The organism is Colwellia sp. C1TZA3 (genome assembly GCF_007954265.1).
Classification (GTDB): domain Bacteria; phylum Pseudomonadota; class Gammaproteobacteria; order Enterobacterales; family Alteromonadaceae; genus Cognaticolwellia.
The window spans coordinates 1-16,968 of the sequence record NZ_VOLS01000073.1; the positions used below are offsets into that span (position 1 = coordinate 1).

Here is a 16,968-nt window from a genome sequence, read left to right on the forward strand (position 1 = left end):
ATTAAGTTATTGCTCACTTGTACTAGTTAAAATAGCTCAAGGCTGTGTTGCTCTCACTCCCAATAGCCAGCTATTGCTCAATCGAGCGCCTTACCTTGAGTTATTTTTCCTGCGCACAACAAGATCACAAACTTAATGGAACTGGTATAAGTACTTATAGGTTGATGTATAGACAATGTCGGGTAGGAGTAAGTATTTATCTGGTATTGATAATGGCAAAATTTAACTCTCATTGCCAGCTGAATAGCGCACGAAGCATGATGTAGAGAACAGTTTTTCTCTTACTGTAATATAAGTTTCTTGCGGGTAATGGGCGCTTCGACAGCAAACAATAAAACAAAGGCCAAATTGATAAGGTAAGCTAACAAATAGGGTGTTTTTAATGCAGGCTAACGAAGTAATCACTTAATCAAATAGGTATAATACTGCGAATACATCATCATCTTGATATTTTTTTGGTTACTTAATCCAGTATCAACTCGGTATATAACCCGTATCAAAATTTAGTGTTAATAATAATCTAAAGGCAATGTTAGTTAATGGTAGAGAATAAGTGTCAATTACAGCGCAATTATGACCAGCAAGGTTATTTTGTGATTAGAAATTATTTCACAGCGGCTGAAATTGTAGAGTTAAGAGCCGTAGTATTAAAGTTTCATCAGTTATGGCAACAAGACAATGCAACATTTTATCAGCAGGAGGCTTTCAACTCTTCGTTAATCACGGGCAGTGAGTATTTAGCGTTTGATGATAGGGTGCAGTTGTTTAATTTCATCAGCTCAAAAAAAATTATGAATGTTGTTGAGGCGATTATCATGAATAAGCCTGCTTTTATGAATACGCAATTATTTTTTAACCCAGTGAACCCCAAGCAAAAAGATTTCTGGCATCGAGATTGTCAATACGATCATGATGTTGAAGGGCAACAACTCGCCATTGAGCAGACACAAGTATTGCACCTTCGTGTGCCTTTATTTGACGAACTCGGCATGGAGTTAGTGCCAGGCACGCATAAGCGCTGGGATAATGAAGAAGAGTTTAATGTCCGACAAGAAGAAAAGGGCAGCGTCAGTAGTGATGACCTTGCTACTGGTAAAAAAATAAACTTAGCGGCGGGTGATTTGCTAGTTTTTTCGGCTGATATGATCCACCGGGGTTTATATGGATTAGAGCGATTAGCGTTAGATATTTTAGTGTTTGATTCGGCCGGAGATTTTGCAGATTATGTTGATGACGATTGTTTGCCAGATAGCTTAATGCTGGATAAAATTGACGATCCAAGGTTATTTATCAATACCCTTAACTTAAAGTCGACTGGCTGATTTTTACGAAAAATCAGCTTAGCAATGCAATACTAGTTCAATGTTAGCCAGTGTCAGTTTTTGACGCGTGATTTTTGACTCACTATGCGTTGTTTACTATTAATGGCTTTAAAGTTAGCTGTTGTTATTAGTGGTATTCAGATAGAATTCGGCACTTACTTTTTAGCGACTTTCAAAAAAGTAAGCTTTAACTCTCAGCAGCTTCCTATTTCTTCTAAAACGGCATGAAACAAACAATGAATGATAAAACAATAGTAACTCATAACGGTAATTTTCATGCAGATGATGTTTTCAGTATCGCTGCACTTAAAAGTATTTTTCCGGCTTTTAAATTAATTCGCACACGAGATTTAGCTGTTATAGCTCAGGCTGATATTGTGATTGATGTGGGCGGTGAATATAACCCTGATGCAGGCCGTTTTGATCATCACCAACGTGGCGGGGCAGGTGAGCGTGAAAATGGTATTCCTTATTCTTCATTTGGTTTAATTTGGCAAAAATATGGTGTAGAAATATGCCAAGGTGATCCAGATGTTGCTAAGTCGATTGATACGGGTTTGGTATCGACCATTGACGCTATTGATTGTGGTCATGTTGAAGGGGTTTCAAAAGGTATTAGCCTGAGCCAAACTATTTCAATGTTTAACCCAACGTGGCAAGAAGAAAGTGATTTTGATCATTGTTTTGATGAAGCGGTTGAGTTTGCCTCGCGGGTTTTAACCCGTTTTATTGCTTCTGCAAGCGGTGGCATTAATGCGAAATCAATTGTGGCTAAAGCGATTGATAATGCAGCAGACCCAAGAGTTATTGTATTAGAAAAATATACCCCTTGGAAAACAACGGTTCATACTTTATCTAAAGAAGCTTTGTATGTAATTTATCCGTCGGGCTCTGGACCTTTTAGAATTCAAACTGTGCCGGTTGAACTAGGTTCATTTGAAGATCGAAAGTCGTTGCCTAAAGCGTGGGCCGGTTTAGCTGATCAAGCGCTGCAAGAAGTCACCGGTATTGATGACGCTATGTTTTGCCATAATGGTTTATTTATTGCAGGCGCACAATCGTTTGAAAGTGCGATGAAAATGGCCGCTATAGCACTAGAAGAATAAGCGCAGCGCTTGTTAACATAAAGTATTAAGACGTTAAATTAACGGTATTTAAGGTAAATAAATTAGCTTAATACCGTTAACCAACAACTTGCTTTTAGTGATTGCTGCTTGGCTTCTATATGTGCTTAACTCATATTTAGCCGGTATTCAAAAGGCATTTACTGCGCGTCAATAGCAGCTTGCATAGATTGTTCAGCCACTTGTTCTAACCAAGCAAAGTCTATTGTTTGGTGAGCTTCACAAATAAACCAAGGTTCGCGTGAATCAGGCTCTAACATCACGCCATTGTCGATTAAATTAAGCGCGAATTGAGTATATAAATCGCTGTTAGTTTTTTTCCAGTCACGATAGTTTTGCGGTACGTTTTTGCCAAAATGCACACCAAACATCGCATTTGGGCCGGCAAAACAATGTTCAATACCAAACTTACTAAACACCCGAGCAAGCAAGGTTTGAATTTCTTGCCCTACACGGTCAATTGTTGCAAGTACATCGGTTTCTTTTAGTATCGTTAAGGTTGCTTTTGCCGCACTTAACGCCACCATGTTGGCGGTATAAGTGCCGCCGTGAGTTACACCATTTTTGTCAAAAGAAATAGCGTCCATCACCTCAGCTTTGCCACCAAAAGCAGCAACTGGATAACCATTACCCATGGCTTTAGCGTAAGTGGTGATGTCGGCGTGTATATTATATAAAGCCTGCACACCACCTTTAGCGACACGAAAACCGGTTTTTACTTCATCCATAATCAGTAAAGCGCCGTTGGCGTCACAGATGTCGCGTAGTTTTTGCATGTATGCTTGTGTTGATGCAATAGAGCCACAATTGCCCATAATAGGCTCAATTAAAATGGCTGCTATGTCATCGCCATGCTCTGCAAAAACCGCGTCAAGGGCATTAACATCGTTTAGTGGCACACTGACTTGATGTTCGCGGGTGCTTTGTGGAATACCCGCGCCAAAAGGAATAATTTCTGGTGAGTTTTTATCGTCTGCATGCCAGTTATCAACGTCAGATTTCCACATAACTTCATCGTGTAAACCATGAAAACCCCCTTCAACCACGACAATTTTATTGCGTTTGGTATAACCCCTAGCAGTGCGCACAGCACCAATGACCGCTTCGGTACCTGAATTGGCAAAACGCATTTTATCGATATTAGGACAAAGTGATTTCACTAACTCAACCACTTCAGAGTCAAGCCCGGTTGAAAAGCCAGAAATAGTGCCAACGTTAGTAATTGCATTAATAACGGCGTTATCAACACGTTCATCACGATAGCCTAAAATAATGGGGCCATAAGCTAAACGAAAATCAACAAATGTTTGCTCGTCGCAATCGGTAATAGTGCAGCCTTGCATGCTACTCAAAAATACGGTGTTTTCTTCACCCCAATAACGGTAGCTATCGGCAACGCCTAACGGCATATTGGTGTGTGCTCTTTTGAGCATATTGGCACTGTTGGGTTTGTTTTTTTTGGTCATAAGATGTTCCAATCTAACTGATTTATTTTCTATATTTTGACGATAAATTTAATGCTGGGGATAATACAGGGATAGTAGGAGGTCAGGAAGCGCTAGTTATCATTTTTCGAGACATAATGGCGAAAGTTACTTGTTTTCAGGCAAAGTTCTCAGATAGTGTTTTCAGATAAAGTTGCTGGTTATATTTTTCACTTCCGGTTAACGCGTTAATAACGCAAGGGGGATTTTGAACTGTAAAGCCTGAGCAAAAAAGAGCCCTGACATATTAGATGTAAGGGCTCTTGAATTAGTGTTGAGGTATTAAAAAATTAATACCTGCTGCTCAGATTATAAACCTGAGCACTATAAAAGTACTATAAACCAAAGGTACGAGACACGGATAAAACAATACGTGAATCTGCACTATCAATATTCATGCTGGTGTCTTCAACCGCTAGGTTAAAATCAAATCCTTCATAGCTGGTCATATATTCAAGACGAGCATGATTGTACGAGTCATTACCATTCCACGCCCATTCATTAACATCGCTTGACGTTGAACGATCGAAGCTGGCTCTAATATTATGACCTGGCGCTACTTCAAAGGTATGCGCAACCATGGTGATATAATGTCCAGCATCAAGACCAAAATAGTCCCAGCTGTACCAGAAGTTTACTTCGGTATTACCTAACGATGAATTGTAGTTAAACTTGGCATAAGCCTCTGGATAATTGTAAGTATCTGAAGCAGAATCGCCGTGGTAAGTATAGTAAGCAATACCGGCATCTAGGCCTATTTTTTCGTCAAGTTGAAAGTAATTTCCTACGTAGACATCGAATTCAGCATTGGTGTCTTCAGCGCTGCCAAAATCGACAGTTGATGCCCAAGCGCCAGTATAAAAACCGTCAGCGCCTGCGTAATCTAAACTTGCTTGTAACGCGGGATCATTTCCGGTTTGGCTTACACCATTAAAGGTATAGTCAGACGTTAGATTAACCGTTGCCGATACATCAGCGAATGCTGCTGAAGAGGTAGCTAGTAAAAAACTGGTTGCTAGGGCAATAATACTTTTATTCATTATTTGTATACTCATTTAATTAGGTTACTTTTTCTATTTTAGTAAAGTCGATTTTATTTTCTTCTGGTGAGCCTTTTATTGCGGCTACTTCTTTAAATTTTCTTAACAGAATATAACCAAAGCAAGTGAAGAATAGCCCGATAACAACTGCGCCAACCCATTGGATTGCTAAGAAATCTAATTTGAATAATAAGGTGAGTAAACTCAAGGCAATAATATTACCTAAGAAGTATTTAACTCTGCCTATACGCGCTACGCCTATATTCAAATTGTCTGTGTATAAGCGGATCAACGAATCGAGAGAGTTAATCACAAAAGTAATACCAACAAATGCCATGGCAAGATTATAGAAGCCAGTCGTTTCTATTCCGTTCATGCTGTAGTAATACAAGACGCTAAACCATATCGCGATCGGAATAGACGGAAATAACAACATCGCCAGTAGTACTTGATAAGTACGTAAACCACTAACAAAACGGGCGGTAAATTGGCCAATCATAATACTCCATGCAAACCACCAGTAAAGGTAGAATTCATGATAAGCATTCATTGGTAGAACAAACTCGTTGATGTTGCCAAAGTAGCCACCCAACATGGAAAAGGTATTGGCAAATTCGCCAATGCTTGAGTTTTCACCAAAAAACGCACCGCCCCACATGACCGCAATTAACGCGATAAAAAGCCAAGTGGTGGCTAGGCTTAAAATGCGCACATAACGAATGTCGGTACTTGAATACACGGCAAAGGCAATCACTAATAAGACAATTAAGTAGAAACTACCAACAATAGATTCACCATCACCAAGTTCGGGCATATACCAAGGTAAGTTAGACAGTAATAAATAAGCCGTAAATGCACAGGTGCCGATAATCACAATGTTATTAATGAATTTAACCAGCGGAATTTCAAAAAAACGTACGCGTGGTTCAATAACACAAAAGTAAAAACAGGTTAAAAAGTAAAAGCTCCAGATAAGAAAAGCCCAAAAACCAAACTCAATAGCTAGCGGATTAGTAAATCCGTACTCAGGGCTGGTAGCTAAATCTGCGTACCCCGCAAACTCAGTTAATGGGAACATAATAAGTCCCACATCGAGTCCTGACGTAAATAAAATAGCAATAAAGGTGAAGGTTTTAACCGGTGTTACACCAACACAGCGAATATTTCCCCATCGATATAAAATGAATGCGATAGCGGAAAAAGTAAATAACATTCCTGCGGATAGCCATGCGGTCATGATAGTTTCCTTGTAAAGTTTTTAATCAATTTAAAGATAATTAACTCCTCTTTTTTCTTATAATTATAGTGTTCAATACTAGCTTATTAAGCTTAAAACATTAATTGTCGTTGCCATGGCATATACCTGGGCATATACCCGGGTATAAGCCATGGCGATGATAATTACTGTTTGAAAGAACACTGACGATAAAACATTAGTTTGTTGAGCGTTTTGCTACATTTGCACGTTGTTGCTCTTGCCAGTTTGTTGCCATAGTGACTTCAGCGTTAGATGGCGCTAATAGGTCTCGCCCGCGAATAATATCGGCGGCGCGCTCAGCAACCATAATGGTTGGTGAATTAAGGTTACCATTGGGAATTGTCGGGAATATTGACGAATCAACCACTCTTAGCCCCTCAATACCATGTACTCGTGTTTGTGGGTCAACCACGGCCATTGCATCTGTACCCATTTTGCATGAGCAAGAAGGGTGGTAGGCGCTTTCAACAGACTGACGTACAAAACTGTCAATTTCTTCATCTGTTTGCACCTTGAGGCCGGGCTGAATTTCTTCGCCACGATATTCATCAAGTGCTTGCTGGTTAATAATTTCACGGGTTAGGCGAACACAGGCACGAAATCCTTCGCGGTCTGCTTCGTGTTCAAGGTAATTAAAACGAATTTCTGGGTGCGCCTTAGGATCGTTTGATATGGCTTTGATTTGTCCACGACTTTTAGGTTTGTTATGGCCAACATGCACTTGAAATCCGTGGTCTGCAAAAGCTTCTTTACCGTCATAACGCATGGCTGCAGGTAAAAAGTGATATTGTAAGTCGGGCCATTCAACACTAGCTTTAGAGCGAATAAAACCACAAGATTCAAAATGGTTGCTTGCGCCTAAGCCTTTTTTATTTAATATCCAGCGCGTGCCGATCAGCAGTTTACTCCACCAATCTAACTTGCCATTAAGGGTAATGGGTTGCTTGCACTTAAATTGAAAATAAAACTCTAGGTGATCTTGCAAGTTTTCGCCAACACCCGGTAAATCGTGTTTTACTGCAATATTAGCGGCTTCAAGCGTGGCTTTAGGGCCGATACCTGACAGTTGTAAAATGTGTGGTGAGCCAATTGAACCAGCCGATAAAATGACTTCTTTATGTGCCGAAATATCAACGACTTTACCTTTGTGCTCGTACTTAACACCAACGGCTTTTTTACCCTCAAGTAGCACTTTATGTACCAGCGCATGGGTAATAACGGTTAAGTTGTTACGCGGCATTGCTGGTCGTAAATAAGCGTTTGCCGTTGAAGCACGCACACCGTTTTTAACCGTCATGTGCATTGGGCCAAACCCTTCTTGTTGGGCAGCATTATAATCTTGAGTTTCAAAGTAACCGGCTTCCACTCCCGCATTGATAAATGCTTTGTAGAGCGGGTTTTTCATTTGATTGCCGTTGTTTACGCCGAGCGGGCCATCTTTTGCACGATATTCATTGGCACTAAATGCCCAGTCTTCTGATTTTTTAAAGTAGGGTAAACAATGAGCGTAATCCCATTCTTGGGCGCCATGTTGTTGCCATTCATCAAAATCTTTTGCGTGTCCACGTACGTAAACCATGCCGTTGATTGAAGACGAACCGCCTAAAACTTTACCTCTAGGGCAATGCATACGTCGATTATCAAGAAACGGCTCTGGTTGGCTTTCAAATTGCCATGCGTATTTTTTTGAATTCATCGGAATAGACAATGCCGTTGGCATTTGAATAAAAATACTTTTATCGCTGCCGCCGGTCTCAATAAGTAAGACATTGTTATTACTGTCTTCACTGAGACGATTTGCTAAGACGCAGCCAGCAGAACCTGCACCTACAATAATGTAATCAAATTTTTCGCTTTTCATTTTAAACCTTTTTAATAATTTAGTGCATGAAGACCTTTTTACGATTTAACTATCGAACAATATTCGCGTTGTTCTGTTCGTTAAAAAGGACTATCGAGTGGCTGTAATCCGATATACACCGCTTTAATTTGAGTGAAATAATTAAGGGTAGAAAGGCCATTTTCTCGGCCAACACCTGAATTTTTGTAACCACCCACTGGCATTTGAGCTGGCGATGCGCCATAGCTGTTTATCCAACAAATTCCCGCTTCTATTTGATGAATAACTCGATGCGCACGGGTAATATCTTGGGTAAATACACCAGCGGCTAAGCCAAATTCTGTGTCATTGGCTCGGCGGATCACTTCGTCTTCATCAGTAAAGGTTAGTACGCTCATGACAGGGCCGAAAATTTCTTCACGGCAAATGGTCATCTCGTCAGTACAGTCACCAAAAATAGTCGGTGCAACAAAATAACCATCAGGTGCATTATCTGGCTGAAGCGATGTGCCGCCATGCAAAAGTGTTGCCCCTTCTTTAATGCCAATATCGATATACTCTTGTACTAATTTCATATGTTTAGCTGAAATTAGGGCACCAAAGTTAGTATCAGGGTCCATTGGGTCGCCAATAACAATATTCTTTTTAGTACGTTCGAGTAGCTTCTCTATAAAGGCTGGGTAGAGTGATTTTTGCACGAATACGCGGGTACCGTTGGTGCAAACTTCACCTTGAGTATAAAAATTACCTAACATGGCAGCAGAAACGGCATTGTCGATATCAGCATCATCAAAAATAATTAGCGGTGATTTACCGCCTAATTCCATAGTGACATCTTTGAGTGAAGCCGCTGCAGCGGTCATTACTTTTTTACCTGTACCGACTTCGCCAGTAAAAGAAACTTTAGCAATGTCGGGATGATGTGTTAACCAAGCACCTACTTCCCCTGCGCCTTGAACTACATTAAATACACCGTTGGGTAAACCAGCTTCGGTAAATATCTCTGCCAGCTTTAATGCGCCAAGTGGGGTTTCTTCAGAAGGTTTAAAAATCATCACATTACCACAAGCTAATGCTGGCGCTGCTTTCCAGCAAGCAATTTGCAATGGGTAGTTCCAAGCACCAATGCCTGCACAAATACCTAATGGTTCACGGCGTGTATAGTAAAAGTCACCATCAACCGCTTGTTGAGTTCCTTCTACGCCAGGCGCTAGCCCAGCAAAAAACTCAATAGAATCAGCGCCTGACAAAACATCAACTTCTGATGCTTCTTGCCATGGCTTACCGGTATCAAGCACTTCAACTTTGGCTAATTCGTCATTACGCTCGTGTAATAACGCCACGGCTTTAAGTAAAATTCGGCTGCGCTGCATAGCGCTCATGGCAGACCAGGTAGCAAAACCAAGTTTTGCACTGGCTATCGCTTTTTCTTTAACTTGTTCGTCGGCAATTTCAACTTGATAAATAACTTTGCCCGTTGCTGGGTTAATGACATCAAATGTTTCACCATTAGCATTTTCTATATAAGTACCATCGACATAATTTTTATAACGTATTAATGACAAGTAACATCTCCATATTGGTTGATTTGTTCGTCTATAAAGTTTTTACATAATTGTTCAGCTTGGATGAACTCTGCTGCAGGCATTGGACTTAATGCACAGCGCAGCCACAAACCATCGATCATCGCAGCGGTTTTCATCGCCGCTATTTTTGCTACATCTTCTGCTAGTAATTGACGATACGAGAACAGCAGATTGCTATATAAGCGTTTACTATTGATATTTTGTAATCTTTTCAGTTTTGGATCATGCATTGACTCAGCCCAAAAGCTAAGCCACGTTTTTATAGTGGAAGTAGAGCGTTGAAATAAAGTAAAATTAGCCTCTATCACCATTTTAAGTCGCTCGGCTGCATGAAGTTGTTGCGGAGGAATACGCTCAAGTAAGGCTAGCCTTAATTGCTCTAATAGATGCATTATAGTCGCTTCTATTAGCCCTTGTTTGCCACCAAAATAATGACTGATAATACCCGAAGATAAGCCTGCGATTCGACTAATCGTAATGATGGTTGTATTTTGTAAACCATACTCGCCAATTGATTCTAACGTGGCATTAATCAGCTGTTGCTTACGTAAGTATTTTATTCCAACTTTAGGCATATACTTCTTTATTTTTTATTGATTGAACGTTCAATTAATATCTATACTAACGGTTTTTGATGGAACTATCAAACTTGCTTGCAATAATAAAAATAGCGGCAGGTACTGAAATGTAGGGTTTTTGATGTGTTAACTACGCTATAGACGAGTAGTAGCGTAGGTAAAATCGATAGCACAGGTACGGTTAAAACTTAGGGGTCTAATGATAATTTATTGAGTCTGTGTGGTTATTTTTAGCTGAAATATGACCTGATTTATAAAAGTTAGCTTAGTGGATTTTGCTTAAACTATATTTTTAGACAGCTTTTCAGGCTACTTTTAGGTTGTTTTTAGCGCGCTTTTGCAGGTGTGTTTAGTTGAATGTTTAGACAGACTCTCAGGTAATTAATCAACTTGGTATTATACCAGTTCCATTAAGTTTGTGATCTTGTTGTGCGCAGGAAAAATAACTCAAGGTAAGGCGCTCGATTGAGAGCAACACAGCCTTGAGCTATTTTAACTAGTACAAGTGAGCAATAACTTAATGGGATTGGTATAATTAAAGCTCAGATTAACTTTTAGTTAGCTGACCAAATTTTATCGACATATTCAGGATGGTCAATAAAAGGATTGCGATTACCTTGATGAGAATAGGCGGCTTCATTTCTATCAATTTCTTTTTGGCTGACAGGGTCATTAGCGTGCCAGCGTAACAACATATCTAATTGCCAGGTTTCGAATACTTTATTATTACTGCCGTCTAATATCGCATTACTATAAGTACTATTTTTTTGCCAATTACTAATTACATCTTCATAGCGAGTAGCCATATAAAGATGAGCTCTGGCTAAATCGCCTTTAAATTCATCAATAGGTTCAAAGACAGTGCCGCTGTAGCCTAGTGCCGTGGTAGCTGTGCCTAATTTAGCATTGTTGCTTGAGGTGAACGTTGTACTGGCTACTTCGCCGTATGGGTAACTGCCACGTTTTGAATTGACATAACCATCGGTAGCAAATATATGATGAATATCTGAATTCATCGGTTCAATTTTACCGCCAAACCAGCTTTTAGGAAATGAATGCTCTCGATTATAACATCCGCCTTCACCACTGTAATTACCACATTGATCAGTCACTTTGGTATAAGAATAGCTATCACTACCAAAAGGTTTTTCAGAGTAAATATCTAAAATTGAACTATCGTTTTCAAAGTAGGTATCTAGCGAGTGGTTGGCATAAAAGGTCCAAATTGCACCATAACCTTGAGCCGAGTGGTTTTTTATCAAGTCGTGTAGATCGGTTTTAAGAGTATAGCCCGTTTGTGTAGAAATATTTTGGTAATAATTACCCGGATCTCCACCTGTGCCAACATTACTACCTGTGTCTTGACCACTACTAAGGGGAAAGCTTTTACTTTCTGTATAAGTAAAATTAGCACCTGAAGCTAGTGAAGTGCCTGCAAGCGAAATATCATATGAACCACTACCTTGGTTACAGCATATTCCATCGCCATAGCTGTCATTAATGGTGAACGTATAATCACCGTCTAGCAGACAAATATTTTCACTATAACTAGTCGCGTTACTGTAATTATTGCCACTGGCTTGTTCAGTATTGTTGCTGTTGGTTATTGTCCAGCTAGTTTCAGCGCCATATTGGTCTGTGGTTAAACTAAAAGTAACATCATGGTTTGAACAGACCGAATCTCCGCCCGTTCCTGCACTTACGGTGGGTTGAAAGTCATCGATATAGACGGTTTCAGCACCATCAAATCCGCTGGTATCGTAAAAGCGTAAGCCAACGGCGATTTCTTTAGTGGTACTTGCCGTATAAGTGTAGGTAATTTGTTGCCATTGATTCACTAAATTTGGCTTTGAATAACCTTGATAACCGTCGGCATAAAGTCGGCCTTTTAAGCCACCTTCTGTGTGATAAAGCCAAACTGAAAAGTCATAGCTTTGGCCTGCTGTAACGGCAATGTTTTGTAAAAAATCGGTTGAGCTTTGCGTCCCAGTATTGACGGTTATTACCGCTGAGTTAGACCCAGTTTTAACCCTAGTAGTATTTTGGCTAACGCTAAGTCCAGAATCTACAGTAGTCCAATGGTCAGCACTAGCATTTGACCAAGCTTCGAAGTTACCATTTAGTACCTCTGCATTAGTAACAAAGCTAAGGTTGCTGAGTAAGGTAAGTAAAGTCAGTAATATTTTTCTATTATGTTTCAAAAGATGTACCTTATTTTTAATTGGTGTATTAGGGATATTTAAAAACATGACCGACGTTAATATAGAAACAATTTTTGACCATTGAATTAAGTTTTTATTAAACTTTTACTAGCGCTTAAATTAGCACTTAAACTAAGTGTTGCTTAACATTTTATTTAAGTATGGTTGAACTGCACATAGGGAATAATGCCTCATAATTTAAGCTAATAAAAGGCATTCTTTATGGCGTAAACGCTTCACCTGTAAATTATACCAATTTGGTATTATACCAATCAAATTAATTAATGGTGCAAATTTTAATGAGGGTAAATTTTCAAGAACAAGGCGCTTGATTGAGCAATAGCTGGCTATTGGGATTGAAAGCAACGATGTTATTGGATATTTAGACCATTTAAAAAGATCACTTAGTTAGTTTGATTGGTATTAGATAACTAAATGGCTTTTTTATGAGTAAAAATAGGAATAAAAAAACCCTAACTATAAATGTTAGGGTTTTTGCATTCTAGCTATGCAGTGCTATTGATAAGGCCGGTGTTGGTTAAATAGTCACTTACTTTAACTTAACCGGGGCAGGCCTATTATCAATGATCGAGCGATTAACCGTTGCTAACATCTTCAAAGTCAGCATCAATAATATCTTCGCTTTTAGCTTCATCGTTGGCCGCTTCATCTTGATGCTTTGCCTCTCGGGTCTTTTCAGCTTGTACAACTTTACTGTACGCTTCTTGCAAGGCCTTTTGTCGCATTTCAATCGCGGCTTTGTCATCACCATTAACTGCCATTTTTAGTTGCTCAATTAAAGTTTTAAGCTCAGTTTGCTGATCATCACTTAAATTTACCATTGCTGTTTGCACGCTATGAATTAATTGATCCGCTTGGTTACGTTGTTCAACTAACTCACGTTTTTGCTTATCTTCACTAGCGTGTATTTTTGCATCGTCCACCATGCGATTAACTTCATCTTCTGTTAAACCACTTGAGGCGGTAATTTTAATACTTTGCTCCTTGCCAGTTGCTTTGTCTTTAGCTGAGACATTTAAAATACCGTCAGCATCAATATCAAAGGTAACTTCAACTTGTACCGAACCGCGTGGACCAGGGTTAATATCTGTTAAGTTAAATTGACCTAACGATTTGTTGTCTGTTGCCATTTCACGTTGGCCCTGCAACACATGCACGGTTACTGCGGCTTGATTGTCTTCAGCTGTTGCAAATGTTTCAGAAGCCCGTGTTGGTATGGTAGTGTTTTTCTCAATAAGCTTGGTCATTACCCCGCCTAAGGTTTCAATACCCAGTGATAATGGCGTAACATCGAGTAGTAACACATCACCTACTGTGCCTGACAATACACCCGCTTGTATGGCAGCGCCCATGGCAACCGCTTCATCTGGGTTGACATCTTTACGTGGCTCTTTACCAAAAAAATCTTTAACGGCTGCTTGCACTTTGGGCATGCGTGATTGACCACCCACCAAAATAACTTCGCTAATATCCGCTTTGCTTAAACCGGCATCTTTTAATGCTTGTTCACACGGTGCTATGGTGCTTTTTACTAAGTCATCAACTAATGACTCTAGTTTCGCTCGAGTCACTTGTATCTTTAAGTGTTTAGGACCGCTAGCATCAGCGGTAACGTAAGGTAAATTCACGTCGGTTTGTAATGCTGACGACAACTCGATTTTCGCCTTTTCCGCCGCTTCTTTAATACGCTGGAGGGCTAAAGGGTCTTGTTTAATATCAATACCGCTGTCTTTTTTAAATTCATCAGCAAGGTAATTAATTAAGCGTAAGTCAAAGTCCTCACCACCTAAAAAGGTATCGCCATTGGTGGCTAATACTTCAAATTGTTTTTCACCGTCGACATTGGCTATTTCAATAATAGAGACATCAAAAGTACCGCCACCTAAATCATAAACCGCGACTTTTTGATCAGCTTTACTGTTTTTATCAACACCGTAAGCTAATGCGGCGGCGGTAGGTTCGTTAATAATACGCTTAACATTAAGCCCGGCAATTTTACCTGCGTCTTTAGTTGCTTGGCGTTGTGAGTCATTAAAGTAGGCTGGTACAGTAATAACCGCGTCGGTTACTGTTTCACCTAAATAAGCTTCAGCATCTTTTTTCAATTTACGTAACACTTGTGCTGACACTTCTTGTGGCGACAAGGCTTTACCATTGACTTCAACCCAAGCGTCACCGTTACTTGCTTTTACAATTTTATAAGGCGCTAATTTAATATCCTTTTGCACCTCTTTATCATCAAATTTACGACCGATTAAGCGTTTAATCGCAAATAATGTATTTGTCGAGTTTGTCACCGCTTGTCTTTTTGCTGGTTGACCCGCTAAAGTTTCATTGTTGGCATAAGCAACAATTGATGGTGTGGTCCGGTTACCCTCTGCATTTTCAATGATTTTTGCAACGCCGCCTTCCATCACTGCGACACATGAGTTTGTTGTACCTAAATCAATACCAATAGTCTTAGACATAATAATCACCTATTCTTTTCAAAAGCACTTAATAAAAAAGGTCTGATGCTTTATGGCTATTACCAGTAAGCAATTTGACCGTATAAACAACCTTTACACACCAACTAACATTAAAGGGTTAACGCAAGGTGCTTGGTTAGTGGCGCTATATTACGCAAGCTAATAAAATGCTTCTGTCACAAATATGACAGTAGCGATAAACTTTTGTTTATTTTTGCTTTACTTACTTATTTTAAAGATAAAAATAAGTAAATTAACGAGGTAAACCGCGCAGATAAAACTTTTGCAAAGCAATATTAGTTTTTGCTATATAGTCACAACTCGGTAGAATAAAAACACTTGCTATTGCAACAACTAAAGCTATTTATTTATTTATGCATAAAAATGTCACTCATTTACCTCAAAAAGCCAGTCCGTTACTCGTAAGGCAAGCTAATATTTTTGCTGACTTACCGATAAAGTTAATTGAAGACTTTCAACAAGAATTTCAGCTGGATGAATGGCAAAAAGGTGATTATTTTAATTCAACGTTGTTAACCCAACGCTTTTTTGTCGTGATTGATGGCAGTGTAGAAATTAAACAAAGTAATCCTGAAACGGGCCGAGAAGCCACGTTAGATATGCTTTATGCCGGCGATTGCTTTGATTTAATGGTGTTATTAGATAATCAACCGCATGACGTTATTGTTTCACCCTTAACCACGATTAAATTACTGTCAGTAAAGCTCGCAACAATGCGACATTGGCTGTGGACTTACCCAGAATTTAACCAACAATTTATGCCTTATTTAGCGAGAAAAATGCGTGAAAAAGAGCAACAGGCAAGTAGCCTAGTTCTACATGATGTTACCACACGTTTAAGCCGTATAATTTTAGAGCACATTAATAAAATTAAGTTTTACACCGGCACTAAAGCAGAAGAGCACCAGCATCATTTAGTTAATGGTTTAAACGATGAAACCTTGGCGCGGATGACCGGCTCAGTCAGGCAAGTAATCAATAAACAATTACAGCACTGGAAAAAAGCCGGCACCATTGATAAAAAACGTAATCAACTGATTGTTAAAGATTTAGAAGCATTAGAAAAAGCGGCTAAATACAGCCAAGATTTAACTAATGCGCCGTCTATTAAACGCTAATCGCGATAACGGCTTATCACTTAGCCAAGCCATTACCCTACAACCGCGGCTGCCCTTAAACTGATAGTTTAAGCTAATAGGCTTGAGTAATAGCGCATGCGGTTATGCTGAATTTACTTCAGGGTTTATCTCTATCGATCCTATATAGATAGCTACTATACCCGCTCAACTTTAAGGTGCAGGTTTGTGCAAGTCGAGAAAAGGTTAGGTACCAGGCATGGATTGAAGAGAATAGTTAGACCAATTTGATTAATTAAGTGATCACCTTTTTCATGAGGAAAAATGGATAAATACAAGGCATAAAATTTAGTCAGTAGTTATTCACCTTATAAATTTTATAACGCTGTAGTTATTCATTTTAACCCTTAAAAATGAACAGGTAATTAATCAACTTGGTATTATTCTTGGCAACTGCTCCTGCGTTGCTCTAATAACCCACATCCATGTGGGAATATTGTTGAAATCCATAATGCTGGAGATGACCCTTTATCGGCTTGCCCATAGGGAGCTAAGCTAGAAAATCAGTCCTGCGTTACCGAGAATAACCATTATCTTCGTATCGCGCCTTGATCTGATTTCCTAGCTTAACTCTGAAACTGCATCTTGAAGTGGAACGGGTATATATATAGCCCCTAAAACCATGTTACTTCGCTTATTGTTTCAAGTTAATCGCTATGGCAATTTAACTGGTCTTTAATGCCTTTATTGTTGAAGTTTTACTGGCTATCTGCTGACTGAAAAAACAAGATGCTAATAGATTGATCATTATCATTTAAATATCTAATACCAATCCCATTAAGTTATTACTCACTTGTACTAGTTAAAATAGCTCAAGGCTGTGTTGCTCTCAATCCCAATAGCCAGCTATTGCTCAATCGAGCGCCTTACCTTGAGTTATTTTTCCTGC

At 39.4% G+C, this 16,968-nt stretch carries 11 protein-coding genes; 3 read left to right on the top strand and 8 right to left on the bottom strand.

Features of this window, described 5'->3' with window-relative positions; translation table 11 throughout:
• Positions 1 to 539: 539 nt before the first annotated feature.
• Together ESZ39_RS15785 and ESZ39_RS15790 are read left to right on the top strand one after the other, a co-directional pair.
• Positions 540 to 1,322 carry a phytanoyl-CoA dioxygenase family protein gene (locus tag ESZ39_RS15785; protein ID WP_146880885.1) on the top strand — a complete coding sequence of 261 codons (783 nt, stop codon included), beginning with the start codon at positions 540 to 542 and terminating at the stop codon, positions 1,320 to 1,322.
• Between the two features lie 236 nt (positions 1,323 to 1,558).
• A complete protein-coding gene (locus tag ESZ39_RS15790) occupies positions 1,559 to 2,428 on the top strand; it encodes an MYG1 family protein (RefSeq protein ID WP_146880886.1) in 870 nt (289 codons plus the stop codon).
• A 158-nt stretch (positions 2,429 to 2,586) separates the two neighbouring features.
• On the opposite strand, the gene ESZ39_RS15795 is transcribed toward ESZ39_RS15790, so the two are convergent.
• The 8 genes from ESZ39_RS15795 to dnaK form a co-directional block, all read right to left on the bottom strand.
• Positions 2,587 to 3,912: an aspartate aminotransferase family protein gene (locus tag ESZ39_RS15795; protein WP_146880887.1), complete on the bottom strand. Its 1,326-nt coding sequence runs from the start codon at positions 3,910 to 3,912 to the stop codon at positions 2,587 to 2,589.
• Positions 3,913 to 4,265: 353 nt separating this feature from the next.
• Entirely contained in the window at positions 4,266 to 4,970 is a 705-nt protein-coding gene (locus ESZ39_RS15800) for a TorF family putative porin (protein ID WP_146880895.1), read from the bottom strand.
• A 19-nt stretch (positions 4,971 to 4,989) separates the two neighbouring features.
• On the bottom strand, positions 4,990 to 6,207 hold the full coding sequence (locus ESZ39_RS15805) for a BCCT family transporter (RefSeq protein WP_146880888.1): 1,218 nt from the start codon (positions 6,205 to 6,207) through the stop codon (positions 4,990 to 4,992).
• A gap of 196 nt (positions 6,208 to 6,403) precedes the next feature.
• Positions 6,404 to 8,089, bottom strand: a complete 1,686-nt coding sequence (gene betA / locus ESZ39_RS15810; protein ID WP_146880889.1) for a choline dehydrogenase — start codon at positions 8,087 to 8,089, stop codon at positions 6,404 to 6,406.
• A gap of 80 nt (positions 8,090 to 8,169) precedes the next feature.
• Positions 8,170 to 9,633 (bottom strand): betaine-aldehyde dehydrogenase, encoded by a 1,464-nt coding sequence (gene betB / locus ESZ39_RS15815; RefSeq protein ID WP_146880890.1) that lies wholly within the window; start codon positions 9,631 to 9,633, stop codon positions 8,170 to 8,172.
• Positions 9,624 to 10,229 (bottom strand): transcriptional regulator BetI, encoded by a 606-nt coding sequence (gene betI / locus ESZ39_RS15820; protein ID WP_146880891.1) that lies wholly within the window; start codon positions 10,227 to 10,229, stop codon positions 9,624 to 9,626. The genes betB and betI overlap by 10 nt, the downstream gene beginning before the upstream one ends.
• A gap of 557 nt (positions 10,230 to 10,786) precedes the next feature.
• Entirely contained in the window at positions 10,787 to 12,481 is a 1,695-nt protein-coding gene (locus ESZ39_RS15825; protein WP_146880892.1) for an endonuclease, read from the bottom strand.
• Between the two features lie 548 nt (positions 12,482 to 13,029).
• Entirely contained in the window at positions 13,030 to 14,922 is a 1,893-nt protein-coding gene (dnaK, locus tag ESZ39_RS15830; RefSeq protein WP_146880893.1) for a molecular chaperone DnaK, read from the bottom strand.
• A 374-nt stretch (positions 14,923 to 15,296) separates the two neighbouring features.
• On the opposite strand from dnaK, the gene ESZ39_RS15835 reads away from it, so the two are divergent.
• The gene (locus ESZ39_RS15835) at positions 15,297 to 16,061 is read left to right on the top strand and encodes a Crp/Fnr family transcriptional regulator (RefSeq protein ID WP_146880894.1); all 765 of its coding nucleotides are present in this window, start codon (positions 15,297 to 15,299) and stop codon (positions 16,059 to 16,061) included.
• Positions 16,062 to 16,968 lie beyond the last annotated feature (907 nt).